Origin of the sequence: Paenibacillus soyae, assembly GCF_024623455.1 — a bacterium.
GTDB classification, from domain to species: domain Bacteria; phylum Bacillota; class Bacilli; order Paenibacillales; family Paenibacillaceae; genus Pristimantibacillus; species Pristimantibacillus soyae.
Window position 1 is genome coordinate 73507 of sequence record NZ_JANIPJ010000013.1, and the last position, 23955, is coordinate 97461.

Genomic DNA, 23955 nt, shown 5'->3' on the forward strand with positions numbered 1-23955 from the left:
TGTCGTTGACATAGGGTAGGGGGGTATAGTATATTTTCACTAACGAAGATACAAGGAGAGATTCATATGTCGCAGCCGTTCAAATCGAAAGGACTATCGAGAAGAGCCACGGTCCTCACTTTATTGCTTGGAATCTTTATGGGGGCGCTGGATCACGGAATTGTAGGACCGGCATTAAGCTCCATTATGCAAGAGTTTGATCTGGATACCGGGTGGGGGGTATGGAGCTTTACGGTCTATACATTGTTGTTCGCTGTGAGCATCCCCGTGCTTGGCAAGCTGTCGGACCGTTTCGGACGAAAACAAACCTTCGCATTCGGCATTACCATGTTCGCGCTGGGCTCCATTATTTCCGCTATAGCGCCAAGCTTTACCGTATTCCTGATCGGCCGGGCTGTCCAAGCGATTGGGACCGGCGGCATATTCCCGATTACAACCGCGCAAATCGCGATGTCTTATCCGCCTGAGCAGAGAGGGAGAATGCTTGGACTAATCGGAATGGTGTTCGGCTTGGGAACGATCCTTGGCCCGGTACTGGGCGGCGTTATTATAGAAGGCCTGGAGTGGCAGTGGATATTCTTGGTTAACGTCCCGATCTCCGCGATTATTTTGATCCTCGTTACGAGAATCCGGCAGGAGCAGCCGATCGTTAAGAAAACGATTGATGTGCCGGGCATCGTCACACTGACGATCATCATCCTGTCGCTTATGCTCGGAATCACCCTTAAGAATTTAGGATTTTTGGGACTCGGCGCGCTGCTGATTCCTTTGCTGGTCATGATCGAGCGCAAGTCGGCTGATCCGGTTGTGAAGCTTGCGTATTTCACCAGGTCCAGTACGTTAACGCTGCTGCTGGCTTCGATGGTATCCGGGTTCGTGATGGCGTCGGCCACCCATCTTATTCCTTATTTCTCGGAGACGGTGCTTGGCATGGACAAAGGAGCAGCCGGGATGAGCGTGACGCCGCTGGCGATCGCTTCCGTGCTAGCTTCTCTTGCGGGAGGCTACTTGGCCGACAAAGCAGGCGCCAAAAATGTTCTGATGGCCGGCTTCGCGTTGACGCTGGCGGTTGGAGCGGTCATGGCATCGGGCGTTGACACGATTGGATTGTTTTATTCCATGATGGCGGTTCTGGGGTTCGGAATCGGGATTATAATCGGCGCACCGCTTAACGTGCTTATCCTGCAGGCGGTTAATCCCCAAGAGACGGGGCTGGCCGTGGGCTACATCAGCCTGTTCCGGTCGATAGGCTCGACGATGGGACCAACCGTCGCGGGATTGTTCCTCTCCACTTCCGCCAATGGATATCAGCCGCTATTTATCGCCAGCGCAGCGGTGTCCGGCATCAGCATCGTATTGCTGGCCCTTTCTCGCAGAAGAGTTCAGACTGTCACGGCCCTAAATTCATAATGAAACGGGGAATGTTCCATGAAAATATTATTAGTAGGCGCAAGCGGCACAATCGGCAGAGCGGTGCGCGACGAGCTGGCGTTAAGGCATGAAGTGCTATCGGCCGGACGCCATAGCGGCGAGGTCGCGGTCGATCTAACCTCTCCGGACAGTATTAGGAGCATGTACCAGACGGTCGGCAAGGTCGACGCGGTCGTAAGCACGGCCGGCAAAACCTTCTTCGGAGCGCTCCAAGAGCTCACCCCGGAGAACAATGAAATATCGATCCGCAGCAAATTAGTGGGACAGATGAATCTCGTCTTGCTAGGATTGAATCATGTCAACGATGGAGGCAGCTTCACCCTCATTACCGGCATCATCATGGACGATCCGATCGTCAGCGGGACATCGGCCGCCATGACCGGGGGAGCGATCCGATCGTTCGTGAAGTCGGCAGCGATCGAGATGCCTCGCGGCATTCGCATTAACAATGTCAGCCCCACTATCGTGCAGGAATCCATGGAGACATACGGTCCGTACTTCCCCGGCTTCGTGCCCGTCCCCGCGAGCAGGGTCGCCCAGGCTTTCAGGAAAAGCGTCGAAGGCGGCCAGACCGGGCAAACGTATACCGTTTATTGAGCCTATTACGGAAGGAGCTGATCATTTGGTCGGCTTCTTTTTTTGCGGAAATGTCTGATTTTCTAATGAAAACGATCGAAATCGAATGGTTCCTGCATGGTTTGCCGGCGGCTATGCACATTATGATAGAGGTGGAAAAAACTACGCGGAATGGCTTCCGCGATGACACCGGCTATGTAGGAGAGTGAACTCATGATAGATGTTATCGGATTGGAAGGCAGCTGGAGGCTGCAGTTGGATGAGGGCAAGCAAGGGCTGAGGCGGCCGCTAGGCGATACAATGGCGCTGCCCGGCACCACCTCCTTCGCCCGCAAGGGAAAGAGAAACGAAGAAGCGCTGATCGGATCGCTGACGGACGAATACAAGTTCGAAGGTTATGCCTGGTTCGAGAGGGAGATCGATATTCCGGAACGGCTCGGGGGCAAAACATGCTTCCTGCACCTCGAGCGCACGCGCGTGACGACCGTATGGATCGACGGGCGGGAGGTAGGCACACGCAACAGCTTGAACACGCCGCATCTGTACGACGTGACGGCGTTCCTCGCGAGCGGACGCCATACGATCACGATTCGCGTGGACAACACGGATTATCCGACGAAGGGCGGCCACATGACCTCCCCTGACACGCAGACGAACTGGAACGGCATTACCGGGAAAATAGAGCTGCAGTTCCATGACCGCGTCTATCTTCGCAAGCTGAGGGTATACCCGAACGTAAGCGATCGGTCGGTGCGCATCGTATCGGAGCTCGTCGGCGACGCTGCGGGCGTGCATGCCGTTGTGTCGGCGGCAAGCTTTAACGGCGGCGATTCGCGGCATGAGGCGGAGGAGCGTACATACGCGCTGGAGTCGCAAGAGCTGACCATCGACTATCCGCTGGGAGAAGAAGCGCTGCTGTGGAGCGACGCGGAGCCGAATCTGTATCGGCTTAGAGTGAGCCTGCAGGGAGCGGACGGCGAGAAGCTCGGCGCGGAGGAGCTGACGGTCGGGCTGCGGGAGTTCAAGGCGGCTGGCGACAAGTTCACGATTAACGGCGCCAAGACGTTCTTGCGCGGCAAGCATGACGGCCTTATTTTCCCTCTGACCGGATTTGCGCCGACCGACGTGGAGGAATGGGAACGGATTCTGCGCATAGCGAAGTCGTACGGCATGAATCATTATCGCTTCCATACCTGCTGTCCGCCCGAAGCGGCGTTCGAGGCGGCGGACCGGGTCGGCATCTACATGGAGCCGGAGCTTCCGTTCTGGGGAACGATTACCGACGAAAGCGACGAGCGCCACAACCAGGCGGAGCAGGACTATCTCGTCAGCGAAGGGTTTGCCATGCTGGAGGCGTTCGGCAACCATCCGTCGTTCGTCATGATGTCGCTCGGCAATGAGCTGTGGGGCAGCAAGACGAGAATTAGCGAGATTCTGCAGGCATACAAAGCGTTCGACGCGAGACCTCTTTATACGCAGGGCTCGAATAACTTCCAGTGGGTTCCCGTCATTCTGGAGGAGGAGGATTTCTTCTGCGGCGTTCGAATGTCGAGAGAGCGGCTGTTCCGGGGCTCGTACGCGATGTGCGACGCGCCGCAGGGTCATGTGCAGGTGGATCCGCCAAGCACGATGAAGGATTACGACGAAGCGTTATTCCCATCCTCCGCCGGAGCCGGCCCAGGGGCGTCCGGAGAGGCTGGAGAAATTCAGATCCAATACGGCACCGAAGCGCGTACCGTACAAGCGGAAGCGGCGGATGACCAGCTGATCCCGAGCGTTCCAGTCGTCTCCCATGAGATCGGACAGTATGCGACGTTCCCGGATTTCAGGGAGATCGAGAAATATACGGGGCCTCTGAAGGCGAGGAACTTCGAGATATTCCGGGAGCGTCTGGAGGCCAAAGGGCTCGGGCATCTCGCGGAGCGTTATTTCGAATGCTCCGGCAAGCTGGCGGCCGATTGCTACAAGGAAGAGCTGGAGGCGGCATTCCGCACTAAGCATCTAGCGGGCTTCCAGCTGCTGGATCTTCAAGATTTCAGCGGGCAAGGCACGGCGCTTGTCGGCATGCTGGACGCCTTCATGGACTCGAAGGGGCTGATCTCGCCGGAGGAGTGGCGCACCTTCTGCTCGGACGCCGTCCTGCTGGCGAGATTCGAGAAGTTCAACTACGAGGCTGGCGAGACGTTCGAGGCGGGAGTCGAGCTGGTCTATTACCGGCAGACGCCGGTTGACGGGCTTCGGCTGCAGTGGGAGCTGAACGACGGGCAGTCAAGGATAGCCGAAGGAGAAACGGAAATCGCAGCAGCTTCGGGGGAAACGAACATCGACATAGGCCGAATCGGCCTGACCCTGCCTTCCGTGACGGCGATGACCCGATTGGAGCTGCTCCTGTCGATTCCCGGCACGGACATTCGGAAGTCGTATTCGCTTTGGGTTTATCCGTCGGCTCAGGAAAAGCTTGACCTGACGGGCGCTCCGCTGTTCACCGAGCTGACGGATGAAGCGGTTCGGCTGCTGGAGCAGGGAGCGGGCATTATTTTGCTGCCGAAGCCTGATACGATCTCGAAGTCTATTGAGGGCACCTATGCCACCGACTTCTGGTGCTACCCGATGTTCCGCTCCATCTCCGAAAGCATGAACAGACCGGTGCCGGTCGGCACGATGGGGCTTCTGATCGAGAATACGCATCCCGTATTCAAGGACTTCCTAAGCGAGGAGCATTCCACGTATCCTTGGTGGAGCATTGTCATGAATTCGCGGTCCGTCATTCTGGATGACGTCGCGCCGTCCTTGAATCCGATCGTCCAGACGATCGACAACTTCGAGCGCAACCATAAGCTCGGCCTGCTGTCCGAGTGCCGCGTAGGCAACGGCCGCGTGCTGTTCGGCGCGCTGGACGCGGACAGCTTGATGTCGACGCTGGAAGGCCGCCAGCTTCTTCGCAGCATGATCGGCTACGCGAAGAGCGGCGAGTTCGCGCCGGATGCATCGCTGACGTTGGATGAGCTGAGGCAGCTGCTCGGCTAAAGCGAAAAAAACCGCCCTCGACGGATGGACCGTCAGGGGCGGCTTTTTTGTCGTGAAGCGGACTTCTCCCGATGGCGGAACAGGCCTACGTTGGCTGTTCCTCGGGAAGGGCTACGCCTTCTGAATTTTGGACGGATTGTTGATCTTGTACGGAACCGGATGCTTCGTCAGCTTCTTGGCGATCACCTTGGCTTCGAACGTAATCGTGTCGCCTACGGCGAGCTCCAGCTTCTTGAGCGTGGCGCTGTGGCTGGACCACGCGGTGCCGAGCTCGAGAGCCGGGTCCGCGATGGATACCGCCTCGTAGATGACGACCTCGTCGTCGTTGTCCGAGAAGTTGTTCGGCACGGTCGTGAATTCCTGCACCGTGGCGGTCATGCTCACTTTGCCCTCGGGCAGCTCCAGCTTCTCCTTCTTGCCTTTGGTTTTCTTCGGCGGCTCCTCGGCTGCGGGGGCCGGAGGCGGGGATGGCGAATCGTCTTGATCCCAAGGCGGCTGGTCTTCCGGCGGCGCGGACTGAGGCGCGCTTGCCGATTCGTCTGCGGCTGGAGCCGAATCGTACGGAGTCGCGGCCGGTTCATCCGCCGCGCTCGTCGGAACGGTTTTCACTCCGAAGCCGGAAGCCTGCATTTCCTTCAGGTAAGAGGGATGAATACAGTGAAGCTGTCCGCCCTCGAAGCGGATGACCGCCGTCGCTTTGTCGGCGTAGCCGACGATGTCGCAGGGCAGGCTGTTGCCGTCTCTTTTGTAGAAGAGGGCTTTCGTCTTAACGGCCTTCTCGCTTACGAGGCCCCATTCCTTGTACTTGTCGAGCTGCTCGCTATCGCTCTCGAACGCCGTATAAGCGTCCGGTTGAATGGTAAACGCCAATTCCATGACTTGTCCGCCTTTCCGATTTGAATAAGATTATTTTACCATAAGTCGGCGGCAAGACTGGAATGCGAAGTTAATCTATTGGGCTTGCGGAAGGAGAAGTCCGCTGACTAGAGCATGGTCCCGAAACTCTGCGAACAGCGTCTTGAGCTCCCAAACGACAACCGTCTGGTAGGAGCTGCCGGCCCGATAGAGGTTGCCGATCGTCTCATAAATTTGATTCATATGCTCCCGCTGAGGATCCGTGTGCGTTCGTTTGAACTCCTCCATCACCGCTTGGATATAGGCGGGACGGCCACCCCAACGGCCGAGGACGTTGCCGTCGCGGTCCGCGAACACGGCAATGGGCTGAGCACGGCCGCCGTTCGTCAAGAAAAGGTCCATGAGTTCGGGATTCTCCTCCATGATGAGCACCTCGACCGGCACTTGCGCCTTCTCCATGACGCGGAAGAGAATCGGAACGTTCCAGATGACGTCCGGGCACCAGTCCGTGCATAGAATGTGGCAGGATACGCCGGCTTGTTCGCCGAACGCCCCGAAGAACCGCTCGTCCTCGTCATGCTCCCACGTAAACTCCTGATAGATCTCCCGGAACTTCCGTTTTGTATCCGGGATGCCGTTTAGCCGCATTTCCCTGACCTCCATCGTTTCCATGAAGCTCTCCGGCGTAATGCCCCCGTTAATGAGGGATTTGATGTTTAAGCTTGGCATGTTGGCCACCTCCGCATGTTCCGTTAATGTGACTATAGCGCATGCCTGACCACGAAGGAATGGTCAGTTTATTTGTTTTTGAGAGGGACAGCGAATGGAGCGTAAATCCTTCTGTCACCTAAATATTCTAAAGTGTTCCAAGGCCAAGCCTCCCATGATATTCTTTATAAAGAACAATTCGTTCTAAATTATTTCTTTGGGAGGCGGGAAAAGAAGATGAGTTCGGTACGTGGCAAACGAAGGGGGAAGCTTGCGGTTATTTGGTTGGTGCTTGTGGCGTTCCTGACGGTGAACGCGAACGTCGGTTATGCGAATGAAGTCGGCGATCAGGCGGAGCGTTCGCTGCAAGGAACGATAACGGATGAGGCCGGGCAGCCTATTGAAGGGGCGACCGTTCAGATCGGGGCTTATAATTCTAATGTCGGCTTCCGGTGGCTGGCCTCGGCCTCGACCGACGGTGAGGGGCATTATGATATAGCTTATACGAAGACGCTGGGCGATGCGGTTTCCGCGCTAATAACGGTTAATGGTTATATCGTTGTTAACGAGGTGCAGTCGGACACGATTAACTTCCAGATGCCGGAGCAGAGAACGGTAATCACGGGGAAAATTACGTATGTGGATGAGTTTGCTACACCGATTGCCGATTATCCGGTCGGCCTCAGCGTCTACCTCGGGCGTGGCCATGGAAGAATTCCGATTGCGCAGACCGTCTCAGATGCCGATGGCAACTATACAATGTCCATAATTACAGGCGAGTTTAATTCTATTTGGGGCTATAACGCCTTCCTAGTCACTTATAACAACAATCAGCAAACTACGGTCGAGCTTCATCAAGGCGATCAACGAGTTATGGACTACCAAGCCTACGACGGGGATCCGGGGCCCTATAGGAATGGCCGCGTGGATGTGATCGTCACCGATGAGTTAGAGGAGCCGATCATGGATGCTGTGGTTGAGCTCGAAGGGCCGAACGTTCTGTATCGCGCGACGGGTCCTTATTTCATTAGCGAGATTGTTCGCAGCGGAGTCTACACGGTTCGCGTTACGGCACCGGGCTTTGCACCTTATGAGGAGACGATTGAATGGTTTGGCGGCGTATATCCGCTATCCGTTAAGCTGATCCCAGGCAACCAGCCACCCGTCGTAACAGCGAGCGCCGATCGTGAGCCCGATTATAACGAGTGGTATAACCAGGATGTGCTCGTGACTTTCGAGGCCAGCGACGAGGATTCGCAGCTGACGATCGATCCTCCGGTGCTGGTGTCGACAGAAGGCAGGGGTCAGCTCATTACGGGGACGGCCACGGATTCGGGCGGACTGCAAGGGTCGGCGGCCATCACGATTAACCTGGATAAAACGCAGCCGGTGACGGAAGCGTCGGTCACAGGCGCTGACGGCAGCCGGGGTTGGCATACCTCCGATGTTCAGGTTGTTTTATCGGCGACGGATGTCTTATCGGGTATTGAAAAAACGGAATACAGCCTGGACAACGGGGACAGCTGGACCGCATACAATGGGGCTATCACCCTCGCCGAGGAAGGGAAGCATGCGCTTCTGTACCGGAGCAAGGACAAGGCCGGTAATGGGGAGCAGCCGAAGCAGCTCAAGGTGAAAATCGACAAAACGGCTCCATCGCTGCAGCTCGCTCTAAACCGCTACACCTTGTCGCCTGCGAACAATAAGCTGATTCCCATTCAAGCTTATGTACATGGGACGGATGAAGAAGCGGGGCTCGCGTCCATTCGTTTAACGTCCATAACGATTAACGAGACGAATGATGCGGCAAGAGGAAAGCGGGACGGAGATGATATCCAGGGAGCGCAGATCGGCGCATGGGATACGTCGTTCAAGCTTCGCGCCGAGCTCTCCCGTCATAACGACAAGCGCGAATATACGATCACGTATACGGCTACGGATATGGCGGGCAATACGTCGACCGCAACGGCGGTCGTGACCGTCGAGCAGTCTAAGAAAGGCGGCAAGGACGACGACGGGGGCAAGGACAAAGGTAAAGACAAAGATAAAGACAAAGATAAAGATAAAGACAAAGATAAAGATAAAGATAAGGGCAAAGATAAAGGCAAAGATAAAGGGTGAGATTCGGCAAAAACAGTCCGCGGCGGTATGCAGGGCAACGGATGGATGGGCGCTTATTCAACGTTTCGTTTTCTGGTGATCAGGGTTGAAGCCTAACGGAACTGAGGGGCCTTATTAGTCGGTAAATGAGGCTTTTGAGGGACCTAGCGGAACTGTGCGCCCTTATTGCATTCGATTTGGATCAATTCATCTTCGAAACAGGCAAATAGCGTCGCTCAGTTCCCTTAGCCTCAAAAAAAACTCGTTTTATCCGAAATAGGGTCCATGAGTTCCGTTGCACATCCGCCGTATATACGAATTAAGGTACAGCCTCCCCATCATGACTTGAGGACTGTACCTTTCTTGCGTTCAAGCAGTGTTTATCAGCGGCCTCACGCATGCATCGGACCTCACCGGGAGCGGTTTACAAACCGACTACTACGTGTTACTATGTAGCTGTAGTAAGTAATACAGAATACCGGTCATACAGAATAGCGAAGGGTGATTGATCTGGAAAACCTAACGGAAATGCTCAAAGGGGTGCTCGAGGGCTGCGTCCTTGAGATTATAAGCCGCGATGAAACCTACGGCTACGAAATCACGCGGCGGCTGAACGCCCTCGGCTTCACGGATGTTGTGGAGGGAACGGTGTACACCATCCTGATCCGGCTGGAGAAGAACAAGCTGGTGGAGATCACCAAGAAGCCCTCCGACATGGGACCGCCGCGAAAGTTTTTTGCGATCAATGATGCAGGGCGCGAGGAGCTGCGGAGGTTCTGGGAGAAATGGGAGTTCGTCTCATCCAAAATGAATGAGTTAAAGGAGAGGGAATGATGAACTTTTGGGAAAAAATCACCGGCAGCGACATGACGAAAGAAATGAAAGCTTTTGAGTCGCGAGCCCAAAAGCTGCCGGCCGATTATCAAGCGGCATGGGAAAAAATAAATGCCAGCCTATGGCCGCATTCCAATTTCTCCGGTCGCAACCTCATCCCCATACTTGACGGCGTGCTTGGCCTGCTCGAGGAGACGGCGGCGGAGGGACAGAGTGTCCAAGAGGTTTTGGGCGACGATATCCAGGGCTTCTGTTTGGCGCTGGCCGGCGAAGAAGGGGCAAAGTCTTACCGGGACAAGTGGCGGGAGCAGCTCAACCGTAATATCGCCAAAAAATTAGGCAAATAGGAGGGTAAAATGACAATAAGGGATTTGATCGAAGGCAAAAAAGAGTGGCGTGCGCACATGGCGCGAGTCAAAGCGCTCCCGAAAGATTATCAAATCGTTTATAGAGAGATTCAAAAATATTTGTTTAAAGTCGCTCCTGTTGAACTATCCGACGGGACGGATTTGATTTCGGGGATTGTCGATTTATTCGAAGAGGGCGCGGCTTCGGGGAAAGGCGTGCTCGAAGTGACGGGCCAAAACGTAGCGGTTTTCTGCGACGATCTCATCCGAGTTTCAAGTAACAACTGAAGCGGGAAGTATATCTATTAGACCGTCGTCCGTTTGCTGCGGATGTTGGATTTGAATATGAACGCCTAGTTAGGTAAGCGCCGACGTACGCCGTCGGCGTTTTTTTCGTGCAGGCCCACCAATTGGCGGCAATTCTTGCGGAAGAGGCCCTGAACAGGGGCTGGCGGGCGCCTAAGGGAGTACAAAGGTGACCGTCGTGAGGCGGGGCTGGTCGGATTGGTCATATTTGTACTTAGGATTCAGGCAGGTTTGCGAGCAAGTAATTCAATTTCGAAACAATGGTCACGTTATCAACCGCAATTTTTGCCAGCAGGTTCTGATAGTAGCCCGTAGGCATTGCAGCCAGCATATGACCGGCGATCTGGTTTGTTCTCCACTTTTTAAATATCAATGACTTCAAACCATCTTTATAGGAGGCTGGGTCCATATATACCGTAGCAGGGGCAGATATGGGAACCTGACCTCCTGTAAATGCCAGGTAAATCTCCCTTAGGGTTTGCAATTGTCCTCGTTCATCATCGCGAATGGAAGTAATCACGACGCGGTCTTCCTCAGTCGGCGCAAGCTCAAGCAGCTTTTGGTAGAACCTTTCCGCATGGCTTTCGCCAGCTACAGCTTCTCGAATCGAATGCAGCGCTTCCTGCAAGGCTTGATATGGCGTCGGTATCCCATTTGGACGGTAACTCCGCCACATCCAATGGGAAGAGGCAGATTGAGCCGCAATGGCCGCGTCATAGGCTCTATAATACATAATAAGCCTCCTTAACTATAATTACTCTTCAATAGCATATGCCAGTTTTGCCTATGAGTTAATGTCAACTGATGACCATATGCTTGCGTATAACGAATACCCCGCAAGAGGCGGCTGCTATGCATAGTGCGGATTTTTTATTTTTGCAGCAGAATGAACTTTATGAACCTCCGAATGCTCTTATCTATGAAACGGGGTGAGAACATGAATGTAAGCCGTCTTGTCAAACAAGCCCAGAAAGGCAACAAGGAAGCGTTATTACAATTAATTATGGCGGAGCAGGACGCCTATTACCGTCTAGCCTACAGCTACATGAAGAATGACCATGACGCGATGGACGCCATGGAAGACATGATTGTAACGCTGTATGAGAAGCTGGAGCAATTGCAAAAACGAGAAGCCTTCTACAGCTGGAGCAAAACCATACTCGTCAATCGCTGCAAAACCATACTCCGCAAAAATGACCGGTATCTTCCGCTGGAGGATGAGCAGGAATCCGCATTGGCAGAACGGACCGATGACAATCCCTATCGCAACACGGAGTCCGAAATGGACATGCAGGTGCTGCTCTCCTATCTGAATACGCGGCAGCGGGAAGCGGTCGAGCTTCGCTACGTCCACGATCTTCCGTATCAGACGATTGCGGACATGACGGGTGCGCCGGTCGGCACGATCAAATCAAGAATTTCGCAAGGCATACAAAAACTGAAGTCCATGATTGGAGGAGGCTATTATGAACACAATCGAGGCGAGAATGCAGGAGCACAAAAAGAGCCTGAATACCATAAAGGCTCCGCCTGACCTGGAGAGCAGACTTCGACATGCCCTTGATTCTGTTCCCGCGAGGAAAAAATCGAGGAATGGGGCGCTATCTTGGGTTACAGCAGCGGCTGCGGCACTTCTACTCGTTGCCGGCACTTACCAGTATCCTGCATTCGCTTATTACGGAGGTCAATTCCTTCAAAAAATCGAGCTGGCATCGAGCAGCTTCGTGGAGCTGGCGGAGCAAGGCTACGGTCAAACGGTCGACAAGAGCATAACACTTGATGATGGCACAGTCATTACCATTAACGGGGTTATCGCGGACGACAACGGCTTGCTCATGTACTACACCATTGACCGCCTTACAGGCTCCATATTTATGGACAATCGTTCACTGCGTTATGACGTAGGCAACATGCAAGGATTCTTAACCGATTCTGATTCAACAGGCGGCAGCGGCCATTACAGCAAAGACGAGACCCGGTATGAGGGCTTCTATAAATTCGAACCGGTGAGTGCTTTTTCGAGAAAGTTAACCGTAACGTTCAGCGAACGGCTGGATACGGGCGAGCGGAAATCCTATCCGATCTCCTTCAGCTTCGAAGCGAATAAAGCGATGAACAGTCTGCTGAAACAGGACATTAAACAATCCGTTACGGTCGATCGGGGCACGATTACCTATGACTCCATTACGGCCTCTCCAACCTCAACCCTTATAAAGGGTCATTACGACATGGAGGATGGCGAATATCCGAGATTCCCCGGCAGAACCAAGCTTTATGTGAATGGAGCGGAAGTGGAATCATGGGGCATGCAGTCAAGTCGTTCGAATGAAGAGGGGATTCGGGGATTCGAACTGGAGTTCGACGTGCTTCCCACAGACCAAATAGAGAGCGTGGAGCTTGTTCTCGACAATTTCACCGGATATCAGAAGGTGGAAGAGCCGATCTCCCTCGCCACGCCGTCAGATCATGCCATCCGAATCGGCGGCGAGAAGCTGTGGATCCGAAGCGTAACCAAGACCGATACGGGCTATGATGTCGTCATCGCCAGGAAGCAGTTTGTTTACCTGGATCCAGGTCAAATGTTCGTCCAAGCCGGCGGTGAGGCGGTTCCCGTATCCTCCGTTTCGACATCGCGGCCATGGGATTTGAACAACGGCAACAGGTTGTGGGAGCAGACCTATTCTTTTGACACGGCGGAGGAGCCGGAACACCTGCTGCTAGATGGATTTCTTTATATAAAAACCTACAACAAGACCCTATCCATCCCTGTAAAATAGAGCGTCGGATGTGCTTTTTAGAGGTTAGCCGTCTGTTTTGACGAATTTATTTCTTAATTGTGGAAAATGGGCTCAGATAACGGCCGGCTGATGCATCTATCTGATTAGGAAGGAGGACAACGGATGGCGGAAGCGGTGACGGAAGAACTGGCGCTGATTGAGCGGGCGCGGTCGGGCGATCAAGCCGCGTTCGGGGAGCTGGTGCGCAAGCATCGGGCGAAGGCGTTCGAATGGGCCAAAAGGATCGCGCGCGACCCGCATATGGCGGAGGACATCCTGCAGGAGGCGTTGCTGCGGGCATTCCTTCACCTCGGAACGCTTGCGGATATGGAACGGTTCCTGCCGTGGCTCCATCGCATTGTCCGCAACGAGGCGCTTATGAAGCTGCGCAAGGCGGAGCATGCGGGGAAGGAACGCACGTTCACGGCGCTAGCCACGGTCAGGGATGCCGGACAAGTGGCATGGCATGATGTGGACAGCATTCTGCACTATATGGCGAGCCGGCGGGATGAAGGCAACGAGCCGGAGCGGCGGCTTGCGCAGAAGGAATTTCTTGTGACGCTGCGCCATCTGCTCCGCTGTTTAACGGCGAAGGAGCGGGCCGTGTTCGAAGCGCATTTCTTCGAACAGCTGTCCCCGTCCGAGATTGCCTGCTTATTCGGCACGACGACCGACAATGTGTACCAAAGCTTAAGCCGCGCTCGCCTTAAGGTGAAGGAGGAACGAATCCGCCTCCGCCTCCAAGATTATGTCCGGGAGCAGAGGGATGAGGCGATGCCGGCCAAAGCGGTCGTAGCGTTAAGGAAAGGCCCGGGCTCGGCGGAGTGGAGGCGCTGCAAGACGTCGTTCGCGGGGGCGGTGTGCGCGGTCATACCGTATGCGGGGGAGGTGAAGCGATCCCTTATCGACGTGATGGGACTTACCGCGCAAGCGTTCCGGCTAACGATAGAGGAGGAGCGGGTCGACGCATCGGGGCCGGCCATGTATTTCTGGGAAAATAAATTCCGAGACGGATTGCTGAATCTCGGATTTGAGAGCGCTCATGCGGGAGACGGAGGCGCGCCGCCGACGCCGTTCCTGTTGAACGAGGCAATCGCCCATGCGCGCCGTTCCATCGCGCGAGGCGTTCCGGCCATTGCGTGGGACGTCGGCGCGCCGGAATTCGGTATCGTGTACGGCTACGATGACGAGGAACAGGTTCTGTACGCGGAGGACGCGAAGGGAAAGCATGTGCTGCCCTATGATCGCTTCGGACGCGGGGAATCGGGCGGCGTGTTCGTGTTGGCCGTGACGGAGCCTAAGCCGATCGGCGAGCGGGAAGCGATAGCCAACGCGCTTGATATGGCCGTCCGTCATGCTTATGGAGAGCTGACGTTCGTCGGCTACGTATGCGGGCTTCCGGCGTACGATTGCTGGATGGAGGCATTCCGCAAGCGTAGGGTCGACAGAATCGGCAATGCCTATACGGCTCAAATCGCCGCCGATGCGCGGGGCTATGCGGCACGTTTTCTGCGCGATGTAGGGGCTAAGTTCGAGGATGCGGCGGCTTTGGCGCTGGAGGCGGCGGGCCATTATGAGACGGCTGCCGAAAATTTGGAGCGCATGACGGAACGATTCCCGTTCCCTGCGGGCGGCCAGCCGGACGATCCGGCCGTCGCGGAGGAGGCGATCCACCTGCTGAAGCGGGCGAGCGCCGCGGAGGAGTCGGGCGTGCGGGCGCTGCGGAGGCTGGCGGGCCGTCTGCGGGAGAACGGAACATATTTGCAATAGGGAGGAGCTCGTATTCAATGCATGCACAAACAGAGAAAATCATTGAAGGATATCGCTACTATGGGAGAAGCAACCTGGCGAACGTGAACGCATTCAGCGCCGCGCTGAAGCAGGCGGGGAGCGGTTACGGGTATACGCCGTGGCTGTATGGCGCAATGGGGGCTCCCTTCTTATTCCGTACAGTAGAGGACGTCAATACGGAGCCCGTGCTGCACGAGCTGCCGCATGAACGGATTGTCGGGCTGCTGAACAATTTGGGGGTTCGCGTGGAGGGGATGAGCGAGGTCGCTTCGGGGGAACGCCTGGCAGCGCTTCGCGAGGAAGCATGGAATACGGTGAGGGATAAAGTCGACCGAGGCATTCCTTGCTTCGGCCGCGGGTTTTACTTTAGTTACGGCGAGACGAGCGTCGTGCAGGGCTATAACGCGGCAGAAGGGACTTATATCATCAGCTGCTGGCATGACATCCAATCTGTGCCTCGGCATACGCTCGGCGAGCGGGACGGCTTAGTGGATTTGTATTGGATGACATCCGATGGGCAAACGGAGGATGACCGCCGTACCGTTCGGGACGCGCTCGCCCTCGCAGTGGAATATGCGGAAGGACGGCTTACGTCGGAGGATACTTACGTGGGCGTCGCGGCTTATGGCCATTGGGTCGAGCAGCTGCGCAAGGGCGCAGTCGACGGATGGTTTTTTGCTTACGCCGCGCACGAATGGGATACCTTGAAGACGCACGGTTATAAGTTTTTGGAGGAAGCGAAGGTGCGGCTTGGCACTCAGGCGCCGGCGGCGCTGGACCAGGCCATTCGGGAATTCAAGGCGGTTCAGGCCCGCATTCATCAGGTGTATGAGCTGTTTCCATGGAGCCAGCCGCGCGGGCTGATCACGGATACGGAGAGGCGCCTGGAGGCGGCCCGGCTGCTGGAAGAGGCGGCGCCGCACGATGCTGCCGCCATCGAGGCATTCCGAAGCGTGGTCGACGAGCTTGGCGAGAGCGCGGATGGAAATAGGGGGATGCCGGCATGATGACAAAGACGGCTTTGGAGGGTTATCGTTTTGCAGGGATGCATCGGTCTTGCGTGGGAGCGGTGAAGTCATGCCTCCAATATTACGGAACGGATGACTCGTCCGCGTGGGTGTATGGCATAACGGGAGGCGCGTTCCTGATGATCGTGGATGAGGAGCTGTCGGCACCGCTAGTCGGGGACCCGGAGGAATCTATGTTTGCGCTGTCGCAGCATCTCGGCTTGAACATTCGGGGGACCAATGAGGCTGCGGACAGTGGACCTGCGCTCGAAGCGCTTCAGCTCGAGGCGTGGGAATTGGCGCGGACAGCGCTCGACCGAGGCGTTCCGGCGTTCGCGAAGGAGCTTGATCTCGGGAACGAAACGTCATTGATTTATGGCTATGACGAGACAGGTTATTATACACATTCCTGGCACAGCGGGCCTGGCTTGCACGAAGGGGCTGACGGCGTCGTTCCGTGGACCATGCTGGGGCGAAGCTATTGTCCATGCGCCGCGTGCCGGGCTAGGGCGGAGAACGGGGAGAAGCGTAAGCACGTGTACCGCGGACTGCCTGAGGACGGCGGGTTTGTATCGCTGCACGTCGCGGAGCAGCGAGAAAGGCCGGACGACCGGACTGCTATGGCGGCGGCGCTGCGATTCGCGGCGGAATGGTCGCGGAAGGGAGTCTACACGTGGGGCGGGCGTACGTTCTATAGCGGAAGCGCGGCCTATGACCGTTGGCTGACTGCGGTTCGGGACGGTTCGATCGAAGCATTCTATATGGGGTATTTCATCGACATTATGCACGAGAGCCGGCGGTATGCTGCGCAATTTCTAACGGAAGCCGCCGAGCGGCTGGCCGAAGACGCCGCTCTCGCGAGGCGATTGACGGCTGCGGCCGAGCATTACAAGCAGGTGAGCGGCTTGTATCGTACGCTTGAGCAAATGTTCCCGTGGATGCAGCCGCATGAGCCGATCGCCGATGCGGAGCGGCGTCAACAAGCGATTGAACGGCTTGAGCGGATCAAGCCGCTCGACGAGGAAGGCTGGGCGATGCTGGAGGAGATAAGCATGTTCTGGTAAAAACGCCGGCACCCGGTCATTAGTCGGATGCCGGCGCTGGCGCGTTAAGCTTTTTACCCTTACTAGACTCTCTGGGCCAATAACCGTTTCAGGCTGTTATCAATAAACGCATTATCGGTACGATTTAATCCGCGGCCGGCGAAATGGCCCCAGATCGACTCTATAGGGCTGTAAACGGCGTTAGGGATACGCTTAGCCTCGTATTCGTTATCGTCCGCCGTGCAGAAGAGATCCGTGCTCCCAGGCATGATGCAGGCCAGCGCTTTAATGCTGCCGAGCGCCTTTTCGAAATCCCCGTCATAGGCAGGGTTTCTGCTAATATCCGCATGCTGGCCCGTCCATAGCATGGCCAAGACGTTGTGCGGATCCATGCTCATAAAGCTGTTTTCCCAAACCCCGGCCATAAACCCATCCAAAGAGTCGAAGCCCAGCTCACGGTAAAGCTCCTCTCTATAAAACGCCTGCGATCAGCCCCATCCCGCATAGACGCGGCCAACGGCGCGCATATCCGAAGAAGTCAGCTCGTTCAGCTTGCTAGCGTCATAGCCTGCCGCAGCCATGAGAGGAGCTTTTAATCCCTCCAGGACCGTATGAGTGTGGGGCCAAGTTTTTGCGGCTCCGGCGAATGGGGCGATACGTTCCACCATGTCCGGATAACTGGCTCCCCATTGGAAGGCTTGAATGCCTCCCATCGACCATCCCAGCACGAGGGCGATTTTTCGAATGCCGAACCTTTCGGTCACCAGTCGATGCTGGAATGTAACGTTGTCATAGATGCTAACCTGGGGGAAATTCGTCCGGTCGAATGGGGGAGCCGTGTTACTGGGGGACGATGATAACCCGTTGCCCAGCAGATTGGGAACGATAATAAAATATTTCTGCGGATCTAAGGCCATGCCGTTCCCGATCAACCATTCATTCTGAACATGATGATCGCCAAAAGCGGTGGGATACACAATGACATTGTTTTTCATTTCATTCAATCTTCCGTAAGTCTTATAAGCAAGAAAAGCGCCCGGTAACGTCACTCCTGATTGCAGGGCTACGTCGCCTAATTCGAAAATTTCATAATCCATCGTAGTGTCTCTCCCTTCAAGATGAAAACATATGTGTTTCTTGTGCTTAGTATAGGACTGTGGTACTTTCAATGAAAGTGATTAAAACTCAAGCTAGCTTTCAGTTATATTGAAAATGAGAGGGGGAGTATGATGGAATTGCGCCAACTGCATATATTCCGCACGGTTGCATCCACTTTAAATTTCAGCCGGGCTGCGGAAGCGCTGAGCTACGTCCCCTCCAACGTCACGATGCAAATAAAAGCCTTGGAGGATGAGCTCGGGGTTCGACTCTTCGACCGATTGGGCAAGCAGCTCGTTCTTACGCCCGAGGGTAAACGCTTCTTGACTCATATCCAAAGCGTACTAGACAAATTGGACGAGGCCCGCAGCGCCGTACACGATAATGAAAAGCTAAGCGGTACCCTGACGATAAGCGCCAATGAGGTTCTCTGCGCCTATCGGCTTCCGATGGTCTTCCGTCTAATGCGTTCTCGCCATCCGGGAGTTCGTCTCATCTTCCGCTCCGTTCCCAACCAGATGCTCAAGCAAACGCTCTTCGATGGAACCGCGGATGTCGTCTTTATGCTGGACGAACCGATTCGCTCAACGGGATTAGCAGTGGAACCATTGCTGGAGGAAACATTTCGTTTCTTCGCCACGCCAGACCATCCGCTAGCGGAAAAAACGGCGCTGCGGCTGGAGGATTTCCATGGGGAGGTTTTCCTCACGAATGAGAAGGGTTGTCCCTACCGAACCATGTTTGACCGGTCCTTTGAGAAAGAGGGCATAGACAGCATTACTTATTTAGAGTTTCAAAGCGCCGAAGCCATTAAACAATGCGCCATTTCGGGAATCGGTATTGCTTTTCTTCCGGAAATCGTCACGAAAGCGGAGGTCGAGAGAGGCGAGCTTGTTGCGCTTCCCTGGCACATTCCGGACTTGCGCGTGTATACGCAGATGTTATGGCATAAAGACAAGTGGCTCTCGCCAATCCTGTTATCTTTCATAGAAGCCGTAAGAGAGATTCTCTCCAATTCAGAAGGGTGAATGGACAATGGACGATACAACGAATAAAACCAAGCCGTCGTTATTAAATAGATTGAGAACGATGGCAAAGAAGCTTAAAGCAAACTTGATGGTGATGTATTTGGCCTATCGTGACCCGCGAGTGCCATTGTTTACGAAAATATTCGCCATTTGCGTTGTAGCGTATGCTTTCAGCCCCGTGGACTTGATCCCGGATTTTATACCGGTCCTTGGATACCTGGACGATGTCATTCTTGTACCGCTAGGCGTGTACATGACTTTACGGCTGTTCCCCAAAGAGGTGCTTGAAGAATACAGAACAAAGGCAGAGGAACAAAGGAAATTAGGCAAGCCTAAGAACTGGATTACAGGCATGCTCATCATAGCCGTTTGGGTTGCATTGGCAGTATGGTGCGGTTGGTATATCTATGGATTAATAACCCAAAGCTGAAAGCTGGAAATTATTTGATCCGAGGGTGTTGACAGGAAAAGGCAGATCGTTTATATTTGTTACATACCAACCGAATGTATGAAAGGAGGCAGCGAATGGCAAGAAATAAATATCCCGAAGAAACGATTAATCAAATCTTAACCGTGGCGCTAAATCTGTTTATCCAGAAAGGGTATGAGCAGACCTCTATTCAGGACATCATCAACGAGCTGGGCGGCCTGACAAAAGGGGCTATCTATCATCACTTCAAGTCGAAGGAAGAGATCATGCAGGGTGTTATCGACCATCTGTTCAAGGATGTTGACGAGATGCTGTCCGGCGTCCGGGACGATAAGGAGCTGAACGGTTTGGAGAAGCTCCGAAAGATTTCCCGCGTCTCACTGAGTAATCCCGCTCAAGACGAATTGGCAGCCGCGACACCGAACCTTTTGCGCAATCCGAAGCTGCTGGCAGCCCAGATTGAGCACATGATCGAGAAAGCCATACCCGTCTATATCCAGCCCATCATCGAACAAGGCATGAGGGACGGCTCGATCCGAACCGAATATCCTAGGGAGCTTAGCGAAGTGCTGCTGGTTCTTACCAATGTGTGGCTGAACCAGGCGGTTATCCCGGCTTCGCCCGAGACTATGTTGCGCAAGGTAAGGTTATTCGATGAAATATTGAAAGGCCTGGGTCTTGACCTGTTCGATGACCAAATGCTTCAACGCTACGAGGAGCTGTTTCGTTTGTCCGCTAGAGAAATCAGCATAGAGAAGTAAACTGCCGAAATGGCAGCTTATTTTTACACTTATACATACCATCGGTCGGTATGAATAAGTGATCCGAGTTCAAAAAGCATGTTAAAAACTAAAAATTGGGAGATGTGATGGTAATGAATCAAAAGATGACAATTCGGCAAGTCGTAACAAACTTTAGCGCAAGCAACCTGGCGAAAAGCGATTTTGCAGGCGTTACGGCCCATAAAGGACAGTTTAAAAGCAGCGCGCTATCCGGTTCCGACTTTTCGGGCGCGGATTTAACCGGGAGTACGTTCAAATTCAGCGATGTGCGCGAAGCTAATTTCGACGGCGCGAATTTGACGGACTGCAGCCTAGCCGCGCTAGACCTGACTAATGCGAGCTTCAATCAGACGATCCTTGAAGGAACCAACTTCAGCAACGCTAGGCTTGAAGGAGCCGCATTCACGGGAGTCAGACTGACCGGCGTAACGCTCGCGATGACCGATCTTAGAAAAACGGTTTTTAAAGACTGTTTATTGAATGGAGTCGACTTTACAAGCTCCGATCTGAGCGGGCAGCGTTTCGACGGACAGACGTTTATCGGCGTCAAGTTTGAGAAGGCGGCATTAGCCGACGTTTCGTTCAAAGGCGCCAAATTGATGAATGTTTCTTTTCATCCGGGATTTACTTTGACTAAGAAGTACTATCGCATGATCAAAACGATCTGCTTCGACGGAGCAACGATGGATAAACTGACTTTTGCCCAGCTCAAAGGCATGGATGCCAATTTGTCAAAGGTTACGGTCATTTAAGATAGCTTGCAAACAAAAGGACCATAAAAAAGAAAAGCGAGGGAAACGAAATGAAAAAGATGATGGAACAAAAGAGCGGAGGCTTCTCCGAAACAGGGCTGCGCAAAATGCGCGACGTGTTGGCAAGGCACGTCGATTCCGGGAAAATTCCAGGGTTTGTCGCTCTGATCAGCCGGAACGGCGAGACGCATGTCGAGGCGATCGGCACGATGCGCCATGATGGGGGCGCGCCGATGCAGAGGGATACGATCTTCCGGATGGCGTCCACTTCCAAAATGGTCGGGGCCGCTGCGGTGATGGTCCTGCTCGACGAATGCAAGGTGCATCTGGACGATCCCGTAGACCAATGGCTGCCCGAGCTCGCGGGCCGGCAGGTGCTGAAACGCCCCGACGGTCCGCTGGACGAAACCGTGCCGGCGCGGCGGCCGATCACCGTACGGGATCTGCTGACCTCTACGTTCGGGCTCGGAGTGGATATGACGTTGATGGGCTCTCCGATCCAGAATGCGATTTTCGAGAATGGGTTATTCGACACGCCAGGACTGGAGATGCCCGAGCCCGATGAGTGGATGCGCCGCTTAGGCACGCTTCCGCTGTGCTACCAGCCTGGAGAGCGGTGGCAGTACCACATCAGCAACGAAGTGCTTGGCGTACTCGTTGCCAGAGTATCGGGTCAGACATTCGAGACGTTCCTGCGCGAGCGCCTATTGGATCCGCTGGGGATGAAGGACACTGGCTTCTACGTTCCCGCCGGCAAGATTGACCGTCTGCCGCCCGCATACGTACCGGATACGCAGACCGGAGAGTTCATCGTGTGGGATGAAGCTGCGGGCGGACGCTACAGCAAGCCTCCGAAGTTCCAAGCAGGCGGCGGCGGGCTGCTCTCGACCGTAGACGACTACAACGCTTTCCTGCAGATGCTGTTGAATCAAGGAATGCATGGAACCGAACGGATTCTGTCCCGGCCTGCCGTTCAGCTGATGACCACCAACCGTCTTACGCCCGAGCAACAAGCCTTCCGAGACGACCTGGCCAAAAACAACGTGCATTTGTCGCATGGCCAAGGGCAGCACGGCGGCTGGGGCTACGGGATGGCGGTACGCACCTACCAAGGCGATTACGCCTCCATCGGCCAGTTCGGCTGGGATGGAGGAAGCGGCACCTCGGCGTACGCAGACCCGGAACAACAACTCACGGGAATTCTGCTCACCCAGGTCGGGATGTCCACCCCGGACTCGGCGCATCTTATCCACGACTTCTGGACCATGGTTTATCAGGCGATTGAAGACTAATACGAGTAATTACGCAAGTTAGAGAGTAGGGCTGTAGCAGGTTGGAAGCCATCGACCTGTTACGGCCCTTTTTTTTGGATGATTGGTCACATTTTTGGGTTTATGATGGTTATATAGGCATCGGGGCCCCGAAAGGAAAGGAGTTTTATAGTGGACGTCAACGGACCATTAGATCCGCTAAGCCGGGAACAAATTGAGGAGTTCGTCAAAGACGTGCAAGCTGGACATGTCGAGCCGTATCGCGCAATTGTTCAGCATTACCAAAGAAGGCTGCACATCTACTGCTATTACATGCTCGGCAATCAGGCTGAGTCCGAGGATGCCGTACAGGAAGTGTTCTTGAAAGCTTACCGCGGGATCGGGAAGTACCGGCCTACTGTCTCGTTCACCGCCTGGCTTTATAAGATCGCCCAACGCCATTGTCTGAACGTGCTTCGGCAGAACTCCGGGCAGCAGCGGCTCGTATCCCTGCTTAAGCTGCAGTGGCCATCTCCGCCTCCGCCTCGTATGGTCGAATCGGCCAATCGTTTATTGAACGGGCTGTCTGCGGAAGAGCGGCAATTGGTTATTCTCAGAGTGATAGAGGAGTACAGCTTTCTTGAAATAGAGGAAATCACCGGAGTTGGTGCTGCAACCTTGCGGAAAAAATTCGAACGTATCCGAAAGAAGTTAAATCAGAAACCGAACAGAGAGGTGATAATAGGTGACGGAAAAAAGGTATACTCCGAGCTCTGAACCGATAGAAAACTTCAAATGGAATGCTGAGCTAAACGAACCTTCGCCGGTGGACTTTTCCGAGCGGATTATGTATCGCATCCAACAAGAGGGTGCGGAATCCCTGTACAATGGAGCGCGCAGCCGCAAGCGGACAGTGCTCAATTTCGGTTTAATCGCCTTAGCTGTAACGCTGCTAAGCGGATTTACATACGCCGCGTCGGCGGGCTGGCTTAGTATTAAGGATGATTCGGGACGCGGGGTCATGCAAGTCAGCTCGGAGTTTGTTAGAGATCCGGATAGAATACAATTCTTAGAACGGGTTCGTCAAAAGGTGAAAGATCAGCTGCAACTGGGCGAATCGGCGTTTGTCGTACATGATCAAGCGGCCATTGGCGCGATAAAAAGCTATGTAATGCCGGAGTCTTTTAGCGTTGTGCATCGAGGCGTCATCTATACGTCCATATCAGAATTAGTCTCGCGGTTGGTTGGCCCTCTGAGCGAGGTGAAGCTTCCGGAAGACGTTGCCGATGCGAAGTTCATGAGCGTGGAGATGCTGCCTGACACGGGTACCCCATCTGACTTTGATCCCGAGAAGTGGGTGGAGGCCGTCGATACGGAAACAGGTTTCCCTTACGCTTATTACAAGTTCAAGACTGGCGAAGATGTGAATTTAAATTATGATGCGGTTCGATTGAATTATCAAGATGAGGAAGCAGCCTATACGCTAATGGTTCACTATACAATGATTCCTCCGTATGAACAACTTACAGTTTACGACGAACACCCATCGGCTGAGCGGGTATACGAGTTCCACGGTATACCGATCTATCACAGGGCGAGTGATGATGAGCCGTTTTTTATCTGGTTACAACCCTTTAAAGACGGGAGCCTAGTATACACCCTCTTAGGTGAGGCGGAAGCAGGAAAACAGTTGGAATTCGTAAAAGCCTTTATTGAAGAGACGGCTACGGATAGCGAGTAAAAAATGGTGTCCGCAGGATCTTTCAGAGCATGGCGTGTTGATCGCTAGTGCTCTTTTTTTGTTTGATGCTAG

At 54.4% G+C, this 23955-nt stretch carries 21 protein-coding genes and 2 pseudogenes; 19 read left to right on the plus strand and 4 right to left on the minus strand.

Annotated elements, in window-relative coordinates; translation table 11 throughout:
• Positions 1 to 66: 66 nt before the first annotated feature.
• The 3 genes from NQZ67_RS17860 (at position 67) to NQZ67_RS17870 (ending at position 5034) form a co-directional block, all read left to right on the plus strand.
• Positions 67 to 1410 (plus strand): MFS transporter, encoded by a 1344-nt coding sequence (locus NQZ67_RS17860; protein ID WP_257448572.1) that lies wholly within the window; start codon positions 67 to 69, stop codon positions 1408 to 1410.
• 18 nt (positions 1411 to 1428) lie between these two features.
• Positions 1429 to 2028, plus strand: coding sequence for a short chain dehydrogenase (locus NQZ67_RS17865; protein WP_257448574.1), 600 nt, complete (start codon positions 1429 to 1431; stop codon positions 2026 to 2028).
• 192 nt (positions 2029 to 2220) lie between these two features.
• Entirely contained in the window at positions 2221 to 5034 is a 2814-nt protein-coding gene (locus tag NQZ67_RS17870; protein ID WP_257448576.1) for a DUF8487 domain-containing protein, read from the plus strand.
• Positions 5035 to 5145: 111 nt separating this feature from the next.
• On the opposite strand, the gene NQZ67_RS17875 is transcribed toward NQZ67_RS17870, so the two are convergent.
• Positions 5146 to 5910 (minus strand): hypothetical protein, encoded by a 765-nt coding sequence (locus NQZ67_RS17875; protein ID WP_257448578.1) that lies wholly within the window; start codon positions 5908 to 5910, stop codon positions 5146 to 5148.
• A 75-nt stretch (positions 5911 to 5985) separates the two neighbouring features.
• A complete protein-coding gene (locus tag NQZ67_RS17880; RefSeq protein WP_257448580.1) occupies positions 5986 to 6618 on the minus strand; it encodes a thioredoxin family protein in 633 nt (210 codons plus the stop codon).
• 216 nt (positions 6619 to 6834) lie between these two features.
• Here NQZ67_RS17880 and NQZ67_RS17885 point away from each other — a divergent pair, with 216 nt between their 5' ends.
• The 4 genes from NQZ67_RS17885 to NQZ67_RS17900 all read left to right on the plus strand — a co-directional run bounded on the left by NQZ67_RS17885 (position 6835) and on the right by NQZ67_RS17900 (position 10166).
• Positions 6835 to 8718 carry an OmpL47-type beta-barrel domain-containing protein gene (locus NQZ67_RS17885; protein WP_257448583.1) on the plus strand — a complete coding sequence of 628 codons (1884 nt, stop codon included), beginning with the start codon at positions 6835 to 6837 and terminating at the stop codon, positions 8716 to 8718.
• A 507-nt stretch (positions 8719 to 9225) separates the two neighbouring features.
• Positions 9226 to 9531, plus strand: a complete 306-nt coding sequence (locus NQZ67_RS17890; RefSeq protein WP_306812946.1) for a PadR family transcriptional regulator — start codon at positions 9226 to 9228, stop codon at positions 9529 to 9531.
• Positions 9531 to 9878 (plus strand): DUF1048 domain-containing protein, encoded by a 348-nt coding sequence (locus NQZ67_RS17895; RefSeq protein ID WP_257448584.1) that lies wholly within the window; start codon positions 9531 to 9533, stop codon positions 9876 to 9878. The genes NQZ67_RS17890 and NQZ67_RS17895 overlap by 1 nt, the downstream gene beginning before the upstream one ends.
• 9 nt (positions 9879 to 9887) lie before the next feature.
• Positions 9888 to 10166, plus strand: coding sequence for a DUF1048 domain-containing protein (locus NQZ67_RS17900; RefSeq protein ID WP_257448586.1), 279 nt, complete (start codon positions 9888 to 9890; stop codon positions 10164 to 10166).
• Positions 10167 to 10398: 232 nt separating this feature from the next.
• Here the strand turns inward: NQZ67_RS17900 and NQZ67_RS17905 are convergent, their stop codons facing one another.
• Positions 10399 to 10917 (minus strand): ferritin-like domain-containing protein, encoded by a 519-nt coding sequence (locus tag NQZ67_RS17905; protein WP_257448588.1) that lies wholly within the window; start codon positions 10915 to 10917, stop codon positions 10399 to 10401.
• Positions 10918 to 11121: 204 nt separating this feature from the next.
• Here NQZ67_RS17905 and NQZ67_RS17910 point away from each other — a divergent pair, with 204 nt between their 5' ends.
• The 5 genes from NQZ67_RS17910 (at position 11122) to NQZ67_RS17930 (ending at position 16823) form a co-directional block, all read left to right on the plus strand.
• A complete protein-coding gene (locus tag NQZ67_RS17910) occupies positions 11122 to 11718 on the plus strand; it encodes an RNA polymerase sigma factor (RefSeq protein ID WP_257448590.1) in 597 nt (198 codons plus the stop codon).
• The gene (locus NQZ67_RS17915) at positions 11651 to 12961 is read left to right on the plus strand and encodes a DUF4179 domain-containing protein (protein WP_257448592.1); all 1311 of its coding nucleotides are present in this window, start codon (positions 11651 to 11653) and stop codon (positions 12959 to 12961) included. Before NQZ67_RS17910 ends, NQZ67_RS17915 begins: the two co-directional genes overlap by 68 nt.
• A 123-nt stretch (positions 12962 to 13084) precedes the next feature.
• Positions 13085 to 14731: an RNA polymerase sigma factor gene (locus NQZ67_RS17920; RefSeq protein WP_257448594.1), complete on the plus strand. Its 1647-nt coding sequence runs from the start codon at positions 13085 to 13087 to the stop codon at positions 14729 to 14731.
• Positions 14732 to 14748: 17 nt separating this feature from the next.
• Positions 14749 to 15759: a hypothetical protein gene (locus tag NQZ67_RS17925; RefSeq protein ID WP_257448596.1), complete on the plus strand. Its 1011-nt coding sequence runs from the start codon at positions 14749 to 14751 to the stop codon at positions 15757 to 15759.
• On the plus strand, positions 15756 to 16823 hold the full coding sequence (locus tag NQZ67_RS17930) for a hypothetical protein (RefSeq protein ID WP_257448598.1): 1068 nt from the start codon (positions 15756 to 15758) through the stop codon (positions 16821 to 16823). The genes NQZ67_RS17925 and NQZ67_RS17930 overlap by 4 nt, the downstream gene beginning before the upstream one ends.
• Positions 16824 to 16885: 62 nt before the next feature.
• On the opposite strand, the pseudogene NQZ67_RS17935 reads toward NQZ67_RS17930, so the two are convergent.
• A pseudogene (locus NQZ67_RS17935) lies at positions 16886 to 17899 on the minus strand (alpha/beta fold hydrolase).
• A gap of 132 nt (positions 17900 to 18031) precedes the next feature.
• On the opposite strand from NQZ67_RS17935, the gene NQZ67_RS17940 reads away from it, so the two are divergent.
• The 7 genes and pseudogenes from NQZ67_RS17940 to NQZ67_RS17970 all read left to right on the plus strand — a co-directional run bounded on the left by NQZ67_RS17940 (position 18032) and on the right by NQZ67_RS17970 (position 23883).
• Positions 18032 to 18928: a LysR family transcriptional regulator gene (locus NQZ67_RS17940; protein WP_257448826.1), complete on the plus strand. Its 897-nt coding sequence runs from the start codon at positions 18032 to 18034 to the stop codon at positions 18926 to 18928.
• A 7-nt stretch (positions 18929 to 18935) separates the two neighbouring features.
• Positions 18936 to 19358, plus strand: a complete 423-nt coding sequence (locus tag NQZ67_RS17945; RefSeq protein WP_257448600.1) for a YkvA family protein — start codon at positions 18936 to 18938, stop codon at positions 19356 to 19358.
• 95 nt (positions 19359 to 19453) lie between these two features.
• A complete protein-coding gene (locus NQZ67_RS17950; RefSeq protein WP_257448602.1) occupies positions 19454 to 20119 on the plus strand; it encodes a TetR/AcrR family transcriptional regulator in 666 nt (221 codons plus the stop codon).
• Positions 20120 to 20253: 134 nt separating this feature from the next.
• Positions 20254 to 20892, plus strand: a pseudogene (locus NQZ67_RS17955) (pentapeptide repeat-containing protein); the annotation flags it as partial.
• A 62-nt stretch (positions 20893 to 20954) separates the two neighbouring features.
• Positions 20955 to 22184 carry a serine hydrolase domain-containing protein gene (locus tag NQZ67_RS17960; protein WP_257448828.1) on the plus strand — a complete coding sequence of 410 codons (1230 nt, stop codon included), beginning with the start codon at positions 20955 to 20957 and terminating at the stop codon, positions 22182 to 22184.
• 150 nt (positions 22185 to 22334) lie between these two features.
• Positions 22335 to 22919: an RNA polymerase sigma factor gene (locus NQZ67_RS17965; protein ID WP_257448603.1), complete on the plus strand. Its 585-nt coding sequence runs from the start codon at positions 22335 to 22337 to the stop codon at positions 22917 to 22919.
• Positions 22888 to 23883 carry a hypothetical protein gene (locus NQZ67_RS17970; RefSeq protein ID WP_257448604.1) on the plus strand — a complete coding sequence of 332 codons (996 nt, stop codon included), beginning with the start codon at positions 22888 to 22890 and terminating at the stop codon, positions 23881 to 23883. The genes NQZ67_RS17965 and NQZ67_RS17970 overlap by 32 nt, the downstream gene beginning before the upstream one ends.
• Positions 23884 to 23955 lie beyond the last annotated feature (72 nt).